The sequence below is a fragment of the Lysobacter concretionis Ko07 = DSM 16239 genome (assembly GCF_000768345.1).
GTDB classification, from domain to species: domain Bacteria; phylum Pseudomonadota; class Gammaproteobacteria; order Xanthomonadales; family Xanthomonadaceae; genus Novilysobacter; species Novilysobacter concretionis.
Map to the genome: position 1 here is coordinate 1 of NZ_AVPS01000010.1, position 13,765 is coordinate 13,765.

Annotated in this window: 11 protein-coding genes; all 11 read right to left on the bottom strand. The window is 67.9% G+C overall.

The annotated features are described in order from the left end of the window. On the bottom strand, window positions 1-1,873 hold a 1,873-nt coding region (locus N792_RS11970), incomplete at its 3' end, for an efflux RND transporter permease subunit (protein ID WP_036195588.1). Between the two features lies 1 nt (window position 1,874). After that, window positions 1,875-3,275: an efflux RND transporter periplasmic adaptor subunit gene (locus N792_RS11975; RefSeq protein ID WP_052104067.1), complete on the bottom strand. Its 1,401-nt coding sequence runs from the start codon at window positions 3,273-3,275 to the stop codon at window positions 1,875-1,877. Further along, the gene (locus tag N792_RS11980; protein ID WP_036195590.1) at window positions 3,272-4,513 is read right to left on the bottom strand and encodes a TolC family protein; all 1,242 of its coding nucleotides are present in this window, start codon (window positions 4,511-4,513) and stop codon (window positions 3,272-3,274) included. Before N792_RS11980 ends, N792_RS11975 begins: the two co-directional genes overlap by 4 nt. A 252-nt stretch (window positions 4,514-4,765) precedes the next feature. After that, complete coding sequence (locus N792_RS11985; protein WP_036195595.1) at window positions 4,766-5,188, bottom strand: hypothetical protein; 423 nt, start codon at window positions 5,186-5,188, stop codon at window positions 4,766-4,768. A gap of 101 nt (window positions 5,189-5,289) precedes the next feature. Further along, window positions 5,290-7,638 carry a heavy metal translocating P-type ATPase gene (locus tag N792_RS11990; RefSeq protein ID WP_084105791.1) on the bottom strand — a complete coding sequence of 783 codons (2,349 nt, stop codon included), beginning with the start codon at window positions 7,636-7,638 and terminating at the stop codon, window positions 5,290-5,292. Window positions 7,639-7,683: 45 nt separating this feature from the next. Beyond that, window positions 7,684-8,055, bottom strand: coding sequence for a DUF411 domain-containing protein (locus N792_RS11995; RefSeq protein ID WP_036195597.1), 372 nt, complete (start codon window positions 8,053-8,055; stop codon window positions 7,684-7,686). A gap of 263 nt (window positions 8,056-8,318) precedes the next feature. Further along, window positions 8,319-9,101 carry a c-type cytochrome gene (locus tag N792_RS13870; RefSeq protein ID WP_084105793.1) on the bottom strand — a complete coding sequence of 261 codons (783 nt, stop codon included), beginning with the start codon at window positions 9,099-9,101 and terminating at the stop codon, window positions 8,319-8,321. Window positions 9,102-9,112: 11 nt separating this feature from the next. Further along, the gene (locus N792_RS12005) at window positions 9,113-10,192 is read right to left on the bottom strand and encodes a copper resistance protein B (RefSeq protein ID WP_198025598.1); all 1,080 of its coding nucleotides are present in this window, start codon (window positions 10,190-10,192) and stop codon (window positions 9,113-9,115) included. Between the two features lie 248 nt (window positions 10,193-10,440). Beyond that, on the bottom strand, window positions 10,441-12,273 hold the full coding sequence (locus N792_RS12010) for a copper resistance system multicopper oxidase (RefSeq protein ID WP_036195599.1): 1,833 nt from the start codon (window positions 12,271-12,273) through the stop codon (window positions 10,441-10,443). A gap of 133 nt (window positions 12,274-12,406) precedes the next feature. Next, complete coding sequence (locus N792_RS12015) at window positions 12,407-12,808, bottom strand: CopL family metal-binding regulatory protein (protein ID WP_036195600.1); 402 nt, start codon at window positions 12,806-12,808, stop codon at window positions 12,407-12,409. A 47-nt stretch (window positions 12,809-12,855) separates the two neighbouring features. Further along, window positions 12,856-13,764 carry a formimidoylglutamase gene (hutG, locus tag N792_RS12020; protein WP_036195602.1) on the bottom strand — a complete coding sequence of 303 codons (909 nt, stop codon included), beginning with the start codon at window positions 13,762-13,764 and terminating at the stop codon, window positions 12,856-12,858. Window position 13,765: the final 1 nt, after the last annotated feature.

Sequence of the window (13,765 nt, forward strand, 5' to 3'; positions counted from 1 at the left end):
ATGCCTTTTCCGGCTTGAGGTTGATGACGGTCTCGAACATCTCCAGCGGTGCCGGATCGGTCGCGGTCAGCGCACGGCCGGCCTTGCCGAACACCGATTCCACCTCGGGAAACGTCTTGATGATCCGGTCCTGCTGCTGCAGCAGTTCGGCGGCCTTGGTCACCGACATTCCGGGCAGCGACGCGGGCATGTACAGCAGGGTGCCTTCGTTGAGGGTCGGCATGAACTCGCTGCCGAGCCGGGACGCCGGCCACAGGGTCAGCACCAGTGCCAGCGCGGCGATGCCCAGGGTCGCGGTCTTGTGCCGCAGCACGACCGCAATGACCGGCCGGTACATCGCGATCAGGAACCGGTTCACCGGGTTCTTCTTCTCCGGCAGGATCTTGCCACGCACGAACAGCAGCATCAGCACCGGCACCAGCGTGACCGAGAGCAGCGCGCCGGCGGCCATGACGAAGGTCTTGGTGAATGCCAGCGGCTTGAACAGCCGGCCCTCCTGGTCTTCCAGCGCGAACACCGGCAGGAACGCCACGGTGATGATCAGCAGGCTGAAGAACAGCGGCGGCCCGACTTCGCGGCAGGCGTCGATGATCAGCTGCCGGTGCGAGCGGCTGCCGTCGCTGTGTTCGATGTGCTTGTGCGCGTTCTCGATCATCACGATCGCCGCGTCGACCATCGCCCCGATCGCAATGGCGATGCCGCCCAGGCTCATGATGTTGGAGTTCATGCCCAGCGCGCGCATGGCGATGAACGCGATGAGCACGCCGACCGGCAGCATCACGATCGCGACCAGCGCGCTGCGGACGTGGAACAGGAACAGGATGCACACCAGCGCGACGATCAGGCTTTCCTCGATCAGCGTGGTGCGCAGCGTGGCGATCGCCTCCTGGATCAGCTCGGAGCGGTCGTACACGGTCTGCAGGCTGACGCCTTCCGGCAGGCCCGACTGGATCTCGGCCATCTTCTCCTTCAGGCCCTCGATGACGGCAAGCGCGTTCTCGCCGTAGCGGGCGATGGCGATGCCGGCGACCACCTCACCTTCGCCATCGAGTTCGGCGATACCGCGCCGCTCCGCCGGGACCAGCTCGACGTGGGCGATATCGGCGACCAGCACCGGCGTGCCGGCGTCGCTCTTGAGCACGAGGTTCTCGATGTCATCGATCCCGCGCAGATAGCCGCGGCTGCGGATCATGTACTCGGTTTCGGTCATCTCGATGACCCGGCCGCCGACGTCGCGGTTGCTCTGCGCGACCACCTCGGAGACCCGCGACAGCGGCACGCCGTACTGGCGCAGCTTGCCCGGGTCGACGGTGATCGAGTACTCGCGGACGAAGCCGCCGACACTGGCGACCTCGGCCACGCCGGGTGCCTTGGTCAACTGGTAGCGGACATACCAGTCCTGGATGGCGCGCAGTTCGTCGAGGGACTTCTGCTTGCCCTGCAGGACGTACTGGTACACCCAGCCCACGCCGGTCGCATCCGGCCCGAGCGTCGGCGTCACCCCGGCGGGCATCTGTTTGGACGCGGTGTTGAGGTATTCCAGCACGCGCGCGCGGGCCCAGTAGATGTCGGTGCCGTCCTCGAAGATCACGTAGACGTAGGAGGCGCCGAACATCGAGATGCCGCGGACCACCTTGGCGTGGGGGACGGCGAGCATCGCGGTCGACAGCGGGTAGGTCACCTGGTCTTCGACCACCTGCGGGGCCTGCCCCGGCATGTCGGCGTAGACGATGACCTGCACATCGGACAGGTCCGGCTGGGCATCCAGCGGTGTGTTGAGCAGTGCGTAGATGCCGCCGCCGGTCACGGCGATGGCCATCACCAGCACCAGGAAGACGTTGCGGACGGACCATTCGATAAGACGCGCCAGCATGTCAGTGCTCCATCGCGTGCGAGTCGTGGGAGGCGTCCGCGTCGGCTGCGGGCTCGGAGGCCGGTGGCGTTTCGTGCTGGTGAGCGTCCTGAGCGGCGATTTCCGCCGGCATGGGCGAGCCCGAGCCGGTATCGCCTGCGTCATGCGCCTGCGAGGCCGTCAGTGCCTCCAGCGCGGCCTGCAGGTTGCTCTCGGCGTCGATCAGGAAATTGGCCGACACCACCACGCGCTCACCTTCGTGCAGGCCTTCGCGCACCTCGACCCGGTCGCCCGAGCGCTCGCCCAGAACCACGTCCCGTGGCTCGAAGCGGCCCTCGCCGACCTGCACCAGCACCACCTGCCGCACACCGCTGTCGAGCACCGCGGAACGTGCAACGGTCAGCGCTTCGCCGGCGCTGTCCCGGCTCAGCACGACATCGCCGAACAGGCCGGGACGCAGGCTGCCGTCGGGGTTCGGCAACGCCACCCGCACCGCCAGGGTGCGCGTCTGCGGGTCGATGACCGGCTGGATGAAGGCGACTTCGCCCTCGAAGCTGCGACCCGGCAAAGACGGCGACTGGAAGCGGGCCTGCTGGCCGACCGATACCAGCCCGGCGCTGGTGGCCGGTACGTTGGCGATCAGCCACACCGTCGACAGGTCGGCCAGGCGAAGGATGGTGTCGCCGGCGGCAAAGCGGTCACCCTGCACGATCGGTTTTTCGATCAGCACAGCGTCGGCGGGCGAACGGATCACCAGACTGCCCGCATCCCCGTGTGCGCCGTTTGCTGACTGGGTGGTGTCGATACCCCAGTTCTTCAGGCGTTGACGGGCGGCATCACGCAGGCGGGTCATCGTGGCGGCGCTGGCGGCATCGCCCGCGGCCAGCTTTCTGGCGGCGTCGTCGGCGACCCGGTATTCGTTTTGTGCGGCGAGCAGTTCGGGGCTGTACACCGACAGCAGCGGCTGGCCCCGCCGCACCGCCATGCCGGTCTGGTTGGCATGCAACTGCTCGACCCAGCCTTCGAACTTCGGTGCGATCGCGTACTGGCGGGTCTCATCGACCTGCACGGTGGCGCTGGCGCGGATGCTCGGCGACAGGGCCTGCGCGCGGACGGCTTCGGTGCGCACACCCAGCTTCTGCACCTTCTCCGGCGACAGCACCACGGTGCCCGGCGCGGCGGGCGCTTCCCCGCCTTCGTAGACGGGCAGGTAGTCCATGCCCATCGAGTCCTTCTTGGGCACCGGCGAGGTGTCGGCCAGGCCCATCGGGTTGCGGTAGTAGAGGATCCTGCGGGGCTGCTCGGCACCATCGGCCGCTGACGGCAAGGGTGCATCGGAACGGAAGTGGCGGCCGCCCCACCAGCCGGCAGCAAGGGCGAGCAGGACCACGGCGAGGCCGGTGAGCCAATGGGAGGTTTTCATGGGGTATCTCCGCTGATGGCGCGCACGGCGGCGGCGCCCAGAAGTTCGTCACGGGTGGCATCCACCCGGGCCAGGTCGGCGCCCTGCCATTCGCGCAGGGCTTCCAGCAGGGTTGCGAAATCGACTTCGCCGACCTGATAGCTCGCCAGCGCCGACTGGAAGTTCGCGTCCGACTGCGGCAGCAGGGTCTGTTCGATCAGTTCGCGCTGCTCGCGCGCACCCAGCCAGCGTCCCCGGGCGCTGCCGAGGCGGCCCTCCAGCTCGGTCTGTGCGGCTTCGGTGCGTGCCAGCGCGGCAGATTCCAGCAGCCGCGATGCGTTTTCACGCCCGCGCCGTGCCTGCTGCTGAAACGGGATCTCCACCTGCAGCAACAGCGCGTAGCTGTCGACGCGATGGCCGGCCTGCATGACCCCGACGCCGAGGGTGATGTCCGGCAACCGCTTGCGCCGCTCCAGTTCGGCGTTGCGGTTGGCCGCGGCGGCCAGCGCGGTGCCGGCCTGCAGGGCGGGATGGCTGCCCGAGGCAATCCGCTCGCGGGCGGTGTCGAACGCGCCTTCCCCAATGGCCAGGGCGGGAGCGGAAACCGGCTCGGCCAGCGGTGCATCGGCGCGGCGGCCGAGCAGGGCATTCAATGTCGATGCGGCTTCGCGCCGCAATGCCTGGCGCTCCAACCGTTGCCGCTGCATCGCGGTGCGTTCGACCTGGGCGCGGATCGCATCCTGCTGGGCGGCCAGGCCCAACGCGTAGCGGACCCCGGCGATTTCCTCCACCTGTTCCAGCAATCCGATCAGCCGGTCGATGACCACGGTGGCTTCGCGCGCATGCCAGTAGCGGACGTAGGCATCCTCGGCGTCCGCCAGCAGTTCCAGCGCGGCGGCGTCGTGCCCGTGACCGGCCGCTCGGGCCTGCTCACGGGCGATGTCGCGCGACAGACCACGCTTGCCCCACAGCGGGAAGGTCTGCTCCAGCATGTAGCTGGTGGCCCCCACGTTGGCGGGCAGCACGTTGGGGTTGGCGGGGTCGATGCCCTGCCATTCCACCGTCGCCATCGGGTCGGGCAGGGCGGCGGCGGGCAGGATCAGCGCTTCGGCCGCCTCGGCCTCGGCCTGCAGGGCGCGCAGTTGCGGGTTGTGGTCGACCAGCCAGTGGCGGATCGAGGCGATGTCGCCGCCGGGGGCTTCCGGCTCCGCCGCGAAGGTGTTGGCGGTGTAGCCGGCGAATGGCAGCGCCAGGGCCATGCCCAGCGCCAGCGTCTTGAGCGGATGTGATTGTCGGGAGCGCGTGCCGGGTGCCGGGCTGCGCGGTCGCACTGACGCCCGGGAGCGGACGCCGTGCGGATTCGGATCTGGAGAAGTCATGTCTCTGCCTTGCCAGGGCCGCCGTCGACGGAAGGCGGCAGGGCTTGCGGAAGCGACTTGCCGTACGGAAACGGCAGCGCCGACGGAAGTGGTGTCAGGCGCAGCGAAGCGCCCGACGGACCTCGGTCGGTATCAGATCAACAGGATGCTGGCGGGGTGCAGCGTAGGCCGGTTCCACGACACCACCAGCGGCGTGGCGTGGTAGATCGCGGTGTGGTCTACCGGCGCCGCGATCAAGGCGATCGCATAGACCGGAGCCGGCAGGGAAGCAGGAACGGGCGGGATGCGGGTGATATCCCGGCTCTGGTCGCCCTGGCTGCAGTGGGGCTCGCAGACTGTTGCGTTGTCGGACGGCGTGTCGTCGGACGGCGTGTCGTCGGACGGTGTGGGGTGCTGGCAGCCATGCTCCAGTCCGGCGGGTGGGCCGGCATCCAGTGCCGCGAATGCCATCGAGGCGGCCGGATGCCCCGCCAGCGCGAACTGCGACCACAGCAGCGCCAGGATCGTGAAGATCGTGATCCGTTGGCGCAGACGCTGGTGGCGGGAGGGTTTCATGGACTATCCGAAGGTAGGTGCGACGCGCTGGCTGCGCCTTGATCCAGGTCAATTCATGGAGTGCTTTCCGCAGGTGGCGGCATGTCCCATCCGCTGCACCGTCAACCCCGCCGCTTCCGGCCCAACCGCAACGCATTGGCGACCACCGACACCGAGCTCAGGCTCATCGCCAGGGCGGCGATCATCGGGCTCAGCAACAGGCCGGTCAGCGGGTACAGCACACCGGCTGCGACTGGCACGCCCAGTGCGTTGTAGAGGAACGCAAAGCCCAGGTTCTGCTTCATGTTGGCGACGGTATCGCTGGAGATCGACCGGGCCCGCACGATGCCGCGCAGGTCGCCCTTCACCAGCGTCACCTGCGCGCTCGACATCGCCACGTCGGTGCCGGTGCCCATCGCGATGCCGACATCCGCGCCGGCAAGCGCGGGGGCGTCGTTGATCCCGTCGCCCGCCATCGCGACCCGGTGGCCCTTGGCCTGCAGCTCCCGCACCAGGTCGATCTTGTCCTGCGGGCGGACCTCGCCATGGACTTCGTCGATGCCCAGCGTGCGGGCGACCGCATGCGCCGTGGTGACGCCGTCGCCGGTGGCCATCACGATGTTCAGGCCCGCAGCGTGCAGCGATGCGATGGCGTCTGCGGTGGTCGCCTTGATCGGGTCGGACACCGCAAGCAGGCCGGCCAGGAGGCCGTCCACCGACAGATACATCACGCTGGCGCCGGCCCGTCGCAGCTCCTCGGCCGGGATGGAAAGCACCGAGGCGTCTACCTCGACCTCGTCCATCAGCGCGGTATTGCCGATCGCCAGGGTGGCGCCTCCGACCTTGCCGCGTACGCCAATGCCGGTGGCCGATTCGAAGCTTTCCGGCGTTTCCAGCGTCAGATCACGACGGCGGGCTTCCGCGACGATCGCGTCGGCCAGCGGATGCTCGCTGCCCTGGTCGAGGCTGGCCGCCAGGCGCAGCACTTCTTCCGCACTGAAACCCTCGGCCGGCAACACGGTGTGGAACGTTGGGCGGCCCTCGGTCAACGTGCCGGTCTTGTCCACGATCAGGGTGTCGATTTTGCGCAGGTTCTCGATCGCCTCGGCATCGCGGAACAGCACGCCCTCGCCGGCGGCCCGGCCGGTCGCCACCATGATCGACATCGGCGTGGCCAGTCCCAGCGCGCAGGGGCAGGCGATGATCAGCACCGAGATCGCGTTGAGAACAGCGAACGTCCATGACGGTTCCGGGCCGAACAATCCCCACACGAAGAAGGTCGTGACGGCGATCGCGAGCACCGCCAGTACGAACCAGAAAGCCACCTTGTCGGCCATGCGCTGCATCGGTGCGCGCGAGCGTTGCGCCTGCGCGACCAGTTGCACGATCTGCGACAGCACCGTTGCCGAACCGACTTTTTCCGCCCGGATCACCAGGCTGCCGGTGCCGTTGAGGGTTGCGCCGATCACGCTGGAACCGATGGTTTTCTCGACCGGGATCGGCTCGCCGGTCAGCATCGACTCGTCGACATGGGAGCGGCCTTCGATCACTTCGCCGTCCACCGGCACCTTTTCACCGGGACGCACCCGCAGGCGGTCACCGACATGGACGTGGCCGAGCTCGACATCCTCCTCGCTGCCGTCGTCGCGCAGGCGGCGCGCAGTCTTGGGTGCGAGCCCCAGCAGGGCTTTCAGCGCGGTCGAGGTCTTCGAGCGGGCACGCAGCTCCAGCATCTGGCCAAGCAGGGTCAGCGAAACGATCACCACGGCGGCCTCGAAGTAGACGCCGACGCGGCCGTGCTGGTGGAATGACGCCGGGAACAGCTCCGGTGCGACGGTGGCGACGACGCTGTAGCCGAACGCCGCACCGACGCCGATGCCGATCAGGGTCCACATGTTGGGACTGAGGTTGCGGACCGACTGCACGCAGCGGACGAAGAACGGTGCGGCTGCCCACAGCACCACCGGGAGGGCCAGTACCAGTTCGATCCAGGTCCGCGTGACCACCGGCAACTGCGGAAAATAGTGACCAAACATCGCCAGCACCGTTACCACTACGGTGGCTGGCAAAGTCCACCAGAAGCGGCGGCTGAAATCCCGCAGCTCGGGATTGTCCCCGTCGTCCAGCCCCGGCATTTCCGGTTCCAGCGCCATGCCGCAGATCGGGCAGATGCCGGGGCCTTGCTGGCGGATCTGAGGGTGCATCGGGCAGGTGTAGATCGTCCCCGCCGGTGCCTGCACGGGAGCGTCGTCGGATCGCGGGGCCAGATACCTGGCCGGATCCGCCTCGAAGTGTTCCAGGCAACGCGCCGAGCAGAAGTGGTGCGTTACCCCGTCATGCACGGCGTGATGGGCGGTCTGGACAGGGTCGACCTGCATGCCGCAAACCGGATCGGCCACGGTGGTTCCTTCAGTGGCGTGAGTGTGATTCCCGCCGTTGTTGGCGTCCGTATGGTGATGGTTGGTGTTCATGCATCCTCCCGTGACGATGGCAATGGCTGGCGCTGGAGCAGTGCGTCAATCCGCGTGGTGAGCGAACGCGGACGTGGCGCCGTCGCGGGCGACGAGCTCGACGACATAGGGCTGGACGCGGCCATCGGGCAGTTCCATTCCCGGTGAGCCGGCCGGCATGCCCGGCAAGACCAGCCCCTTGCCCTCGGGCCGCTCGGTCAGCAGGCGTTTGATGTCATCCGCCGGAACATGCCCCTCGACGAAATAGCCATCCACTTCCGCGGTGTGGCAGGAGCCCTTGCCATACGGAATGCCCACCCGCTCCTTGATCGCATTCACGTTGTCGGTATTCACGACCTGGATCGTGAAACCGGCGTGTTCCATGTGCTCCACCCACAACTGGCAACAGCCGCAGTTGGGGCTCTTGCTGACGACCATCAAAGGCAGGGCTGGCTGGGCGGGTACCGGACTTTGTCCGGGGGCGTCCAAGGCGGAGTGGGTTGCGAGTGCAGGTGTCGAAGACGACCTGCTGGCGACACCGCCATCAGGTGCACCGGCACATGCCGTAAGTGCATATGCAGAGGCCAGCGCGAGGATGACGAAGATGGGTTGATTGCGTTTCATGGGTAGTACTCGGTGATTGGCTTGACACGACGGCCGCTGGGCGAACGATGGGGGCCTTGTGGAAGGCCGTGCTTCACTCAGTGCTGGTGATCATGATCGGCATGGTCGTCGGGGCCGGGCGCTTCGGGCGCAGTTGCGTCGTTCGGGACCTTCTTGGCAGTGGGTGGCTGTCGATGCTCTGGCCCCCGGCCGTCGTGGGGATCGGGTTGGGCAGCGCCATGGTGGATGTTCTCCATGTCGTGATGCCCGCCGGCTTCATTTCCGTCGCCGTGTGCGTCGCCGGCGTGGTGATCAGCACCGCCCGCTTCACCATGCAGGTTGGTCTCGCCGCCACCGTGTGAATGACCCCCACTGCTGGCCACCAGATCGTGGTAAGCCTTCGCATCGAGACCCGGAAGCTCCTGCAGGAACGCAGCCATGTTCCAGATGTACTCGTCGCCCATGCTCAAGCCCCAGGCGGGCATGCCAGACGCCTTGATCCCGTGCTTGATCACCCAGAACGCCTCGGCCTGGTCGACCGTGTTTGCAGTGAGGTCGGGCGGGGCGGGGTAAAGCCCGCGGCTTAGCTCGGTCCGGGATACCCCGGGAGCCAGATGGCAGGCGACGCACATCGCATCGTAGTTGCCTGCGCCCTCGCGGATCTGGGCTTCCGTGCCCAAGCCCATCGGAACCGTAAGTCTGTTGGCCCGTGTGCGGATGGATCGCTCCCTTGCAATATCCAGCAGGGCATGGACGGGGCGGATATGAGGCGCGTCGGCGGCCACGTTGTAGGCCCCCGACCAGATCGCTCCGCCGGCAATGATCGCTGCAGCTGGGAAAATCGAGCCGGCAAGTACTGCTTTGCGTGTTCCAGGCTTCATGGTCGTTTCCCTCAGAACCAGATCCGCACGCCCGCCACGACGCGGGTATCGCGGGTGTCCTCGCCCTCGGCATGGCGGAAGTCCGCAGTGTTGCCGAACGCGCGTTCGTGGACGACGCCGATGTACGGGGCGAACTTCCGGTCGATCTCGTAGCGCAGCCGGACGCCGGCCTCTACCGAACTCAGGCCGGAACCGATGCCGCGCGCCGGGTCATCCTTGCCAAAGGCAGTGACCTCGACCAGCGGCTGCAGGATCAGCCGGTTGGTCAGCAGCAGCTCGTATTCGACCTCCATGTTGGCCGCGGTCTGGCCGGATTCGCCGACGTAGGCGGTGGCCTTCATCTCGAACTTGTAGGGCGCCAGGCCCTGCACGCCGAACGCGGCCCAGGTCTGCGAGCCACCCGGACTGAAGTCGTGCTTGATGCCGGCCAGCACATCCCACCAGGTCGACACGCTGCGCCCGTAGAACGCTTCGAGCTGGGCCGACTCGGTCTTGCCGCCGGTGCGTTCGCCTTCGGTGCGCAGCCACAACCGGTTGAGATCGCTGCCCACCCAGGCCTGGCCTTCCCACAGCTCGCCCGAACCGGGCTCGGCATCCCACGCTTCCAGTCGGTTGAACGCGACGTAGTGGTTGATCTCGGGCGCGTGCGCCATCGGCAGCTTCAGTACCGGGAAGGCGGCCGCGCGGTCGGCATCGGTCACCACCGGAATCGGCGTGATCGGTTCCGTGCGTGGTGGCGCGCCGTGCCCCATTGCGGCGTGATCCATCGCGCCGTGGTCCATGCCCGAGTGATCGGAAGCCTTGGCCGGCGATGCTGGAGCGGACTGGTGCGCAGCGTGGTCGGTGCTGCCGTGTCCCATGGCGGCATGATCCATCGCGCCGTGGTCCATGCCCGAGTGATCGGAAGCCTTGGCCGGCGATGCCGGAGCGGGCTGGTGCGCGGCGTGGTCGGTGCTGCCGTGTCCCATGGCGGCGTGATCCACCGTGCCGTGATCCTTGCCCGAGTGATCGGAAGCCTTGGCAGGCGATGCCGGCACCGCCTGATGCGCGGCGTGATCGGAGCCGCCGTGCTCCATTGCGGCGTGATCCATCGCGCCGTGATCCATGCCCGAGTGGCTGGAGGCCTTGGCAGGTGGAACCGGAGCCGGGTGATGCACGGCGTGGTCCATGCCCGTGTGGTCGGTGTCCTTCCGGCTGGTGTCGTCGCCGTGGTTCATTGCCGAGTGGTCAACCGGCGTGGGCGCGGCATGGCCGTGATGATCCTGGGCGATGGCGGCGCCATGCAGGGCCAGGCTCAGTGCGGCTGCCAGTACGGTGCTGGCGGGAGAAAGAAAACGGCTCATTCCTCGACCCTCACTTCGCGCATCATTCCGGCTTCCATGTGGTACAGCAGGTGGCAGTGGAAGGCCCAGCGGCCCAGGGCGTCGGCGCGGACGCGGTAGCTGCGTTTGGTGCCCGGCGGGATATCGACGGTGTGCTTGCGCAGGTGGAAATTGCCGTTCTCGTCCTCCAGGTCGCTCCACATGCCATGCAGGTGGATCGGGTGGCCCATCATCGTGTCGTTGACCAGCACGATCCGCATGCGCTCGCCGTAGTTGAGCCGCAGCGGTTCGACATCGGCGAACTTCTGGCCGTCGAACGACCAGGCGAACTTCTCCATGTGGCCGGTCAGGTGCAGCTCCACCTCGCGGCCGGGTTCGCGGCCGTCCGGATCGTCGAACAGGCTCTTCATCGCGCCGTAGGTCAGCACCGTGCGGCCGTTGTCGCGCAGTCCCATGCCGGGGTCGTCCAGCTTCGGCGCCAGTGACATCGCCTGCATGTCGACCAGCGGGTTGCCGGTCTCACTGGCGGGGTGTTGCTGCATGCCGCCGGCCGAGTGGTCCATGGCCTGCATGTCGTGGCCGGCGTGCCCCATGGCCGCATGGTCCGTGCCGGCTTGGCTGGTGCTTCCATGCCCCATGCTGCTGTGGTCCATCGCGCCATGATTCATACCACCGTGATCCATGCCGCCATGCCCCATGCCGCCATGCCCCATGTCGTCCATGGTCAGCAGCGGGCGCGGGTCCAGTGGTGGTACGGGTGGTTGCAGGCCCTGGCGCACCGCGAGGGTGCCGCGGGCGTAGCCGGTCCGGCCCATGTCCTGGGCAAAGATCGCAAACGCGTCCGCGCCGGCCGGCTCGACCAGCACGTCGAAGGTTTCGGCCACCGCGATGCGGAACTCGTCGACGGTGACGGGGTGGATGTACTGCCCGTCGGCGGCGACCACGGTCATCTTCAGGCCGGGGATGCGCACGTCGAAATAGGTCATCGCCGAGCCGTTGATGAAGCGCAGCAGGATCTTCTCGCCGGGCTTGAACAGGCCGGTCCAGTTGCCGGCCGGCGCGGTGCCGTTCATCAGGAACGTATAGGTGTGGCCGTTGATGTCGGAGATGTCGGACGGCGTCATCCGCATCTGGCCCCACATCCTGCGGTCCTGCACCGTGGCCGACAGGCCATCGCGGCGTGCGTCACGCACGAAGTCGCCGACGGTGCGCTGGTAGTAGTTGTCGTAGCTGGCGTTCTTCTTCATGCGCCGGAACAGCGCGCCCGGGTCCATGTCGGTCCAGTCCGACAGCAGCACCACGTGCTCGCGGTCGTAGTGGTAAGGCGCCGGTGCGCGCGGCTCGACGATGATCGGGCCGTACAGACCGGCCTGCTCCTGGAACATCGAATGGCTGTGGTACCAGTAGGTGCCGGACTGCTGCAGCTGGAATTTGTAGGTGAAGGTCTCGCCGGGCGCGATGCCGTCGAAGCTCAGGCCGGGCACGCCGTCCATGTTGGCCGGCAGCAGGATGCCGTGCCAATGGATCGACGAATATGCATTGCGCAGGCGGTTGGCCACGCGCACGGTCACGGTGTCGCCCTCGCGCCAGCGCAGCAGCGGGGCCGGCAGCGTGCCATTGACGGTGACGGCGGGACGCGCGCGACCGGTGAAGTCGACCATCGAGCCGCCGATGGACAGGTCGAAGTCGGTGCCGCTCAGGGTCTGCAACGGCCGGGGAGTGCCGCTGGCGGCCAGCGCCGGCAAGCGCCAGAGCCCCATGCCGGCAGCGAGGCCGCCGACGGCCAGGCCGGTGACAAAACGACGGCGGGAGGGCGCTGCCGGGGGGAGGCCGGAAGAATCGGTGGACATGGAAACACTCCGTGAATTCGGGAAAGTCGGGCTCCGCCGGAAGGACGGAACCTGTCGCCTTCTGCCGCGTCGGCACCGGCAAGGGCGCGTCGTCAGGCAGGCGGTAGCGGGCGCCGGACAACGGCACCCGGACTCAGCGGATCGGAGGTCGGTAGCGGTCGTGGAGCGCGGGGGCCGGATGGTCGGCCAGGGTCGGGCGCACCGCCAGGATCTGTGGAGCGATCCGCCATCCCTGGGCCGGTGCCGTCAGCGTCGCCAGCAACCCGGCCGGGCAGGCGACATCACAGGACGTGCCTGTGCAGCAATCGGCTGTGGCGGAATGGTTGTCGGACAACGGCGCTCCGGTCGCGGGCGTTGCCGCGCTCGAATGCTCCATGCAGGTCGCGTGATCGGTCGGGGCGGGCAGCGGGTCCGATGTCGCAGCGGCCATCGCGGCATGCTGCACCTGCATCTGCGTGGCCGCCACCGCGAGTCCCGATCCGTTGAGGATCAGGGCGATGCAGAGCAGGACACGCAGGAGCAGGCGGGCGGACATGACCGGCTACTCTAACCGGGAGCGTGCGGATACCGGTGAACGGGGATTCACTGCGCCAGCCCGTGGATCAGCCGCGCTGCGACCTTGGCCGTGACGTTGTCCCGGTCCAGCGGTGGACACAGTTCCGCGATGTCGCAGAGCTTCAAGCGGCCCGTTCCCGCGACGGCGGCGATGAATGGTTCCAGCGTCTCCAGCGTGACGCCTCGCGGATTCGCGGCGCTGACACCCGGCGCCACCGCATGTGGCAGGACGTCCAGGCAGACGGTCAGGTAGATCGAGTCGGCCGGCTGCAGCCACTGCAGGAGTTGCTCGACCTGCGCGGCGGCGTTGGCCGGTGTCATGTCCACATCCATCAGGAACCGTGTGCCGGTCTCGGCGGCGGTGTGGAACAGGCGGCGCGTGTTGGAGGCTTTGCTGACCCCGAGGCAGAAATAATCCAGCGCGATGCCGTGTTCCGCGGCGTGGCGGAGGGCCTGCCGGAACGGGGTGCCGGAGGTGGCGACGGAGCTGTCGCGCAGGTCGAAGTGCGCGTCCAGGTTGACGATGGCGATGCGTCCGGCACCTGAGCTGTTTGCCAGTCCCAGGTAACTGGCAAACGCGATTTCATGTCCGCCGCCCATGCCGACCGGGAAGTGGCCGTCCGCCAGCAGCTCCGTCATGCGGTCCGCGTAGCGCTGTTGCGCACCTTCGAGGTCGCCGTCGGTGCAGGCGATGTCGCCCGTGTCATACAACGGGCGCGAATGGGCGACCGGCAGGCTGGCCAGCGCCTGCCGCAGCGCCGCCGGCCCCTGCGCCGCGCCGGTCCGGCCCTGGTTCCGGCGCACGCCTTCGTCGCTGGCGAATCCCAGCAGGGCGATGCCCGGCTCGGCGTGGCGCTCCACGGGACGCACGATCTGGTGCCAGCGGAAGGTTTCCGGATCCGCTTCGTCGTCGACTCGACCGGTCCACTTGTCCATC

Excerpts from the sequence above, each read along its gene's own strand:
- N792_RS11995 (WP_036195597.1), bottom strand. The coding sequence starts at position 8,055 with ATGGTCGTCAGCAAGAGCCCCAACTGCGGCTGTTGCCAGTTGTGGGTG.
- N792_RS11980 (WP_036195590.1), bottom strand. The coding sequence starts at position 4,513 with ATGGCCCTGGCGCTGCCATTCGCCGGCTACACCGCCAACACCTTCGCG.
- hutG (WP_036195602.1), bottom strand. The coding sequence starts at position 13,764 with ATGGACAAGTGGACCGGTCGAGTCGACGACGAAGCGGATCCGGAAACC.
- N792_RS11975 (WP_052104067.1), bottom strand. The coding sequence starts at position 3,275 with ATGAAAACCTCCCATTGGCTCACCGGCCTCGCCGTGGTCCTGCTCGCC.
- N792_RS12015 (WP_036195600.1), bottom strand. The coding sequence starts at position 12,808 with ATGTCCGCCCGCCTGCTCCTGCGTGTCCTGCTCTGCATCGCCCTGATC.
- N792_RS13870 (WP_084105793.1), bottom strand. The coding sequence starts at position 9,101 with ATGAAGCCTGGAACACGCAAAGCAGTACTTGCCGGCTCGATTTTCCCA.
- N792_RS11985 (WP_036195595.1), bottom strand. The coding sequence starts at position 5,188 with ATGAAACCCTCCCGCCACCAGCGTCTGCGCCAACGGATCACGATCTTC.
- N792_RS11990 (WP_084105791.1), bottom strand. The coding sequence starts at position 7,638 with ATGAACACCAACCATCACCATACGGACGCCAACAACGGCGGGAATCAC.
- N792_RS12010 (WP_036195599.1), bottom strand. The coding sequence starts at position 12,273 with ATGTCCACCGATTCTTCCGGCCTCCCCCCGGCAGCGCCCTCCCGCCGT.
- N792_RS12005 (WP_198025598.1), bottom strand. The coding sequence starts at position 10,192 with ATGGATCACGCCGCAATGGAGCACGGCGGCTCCGATCACGCCGCGCAT.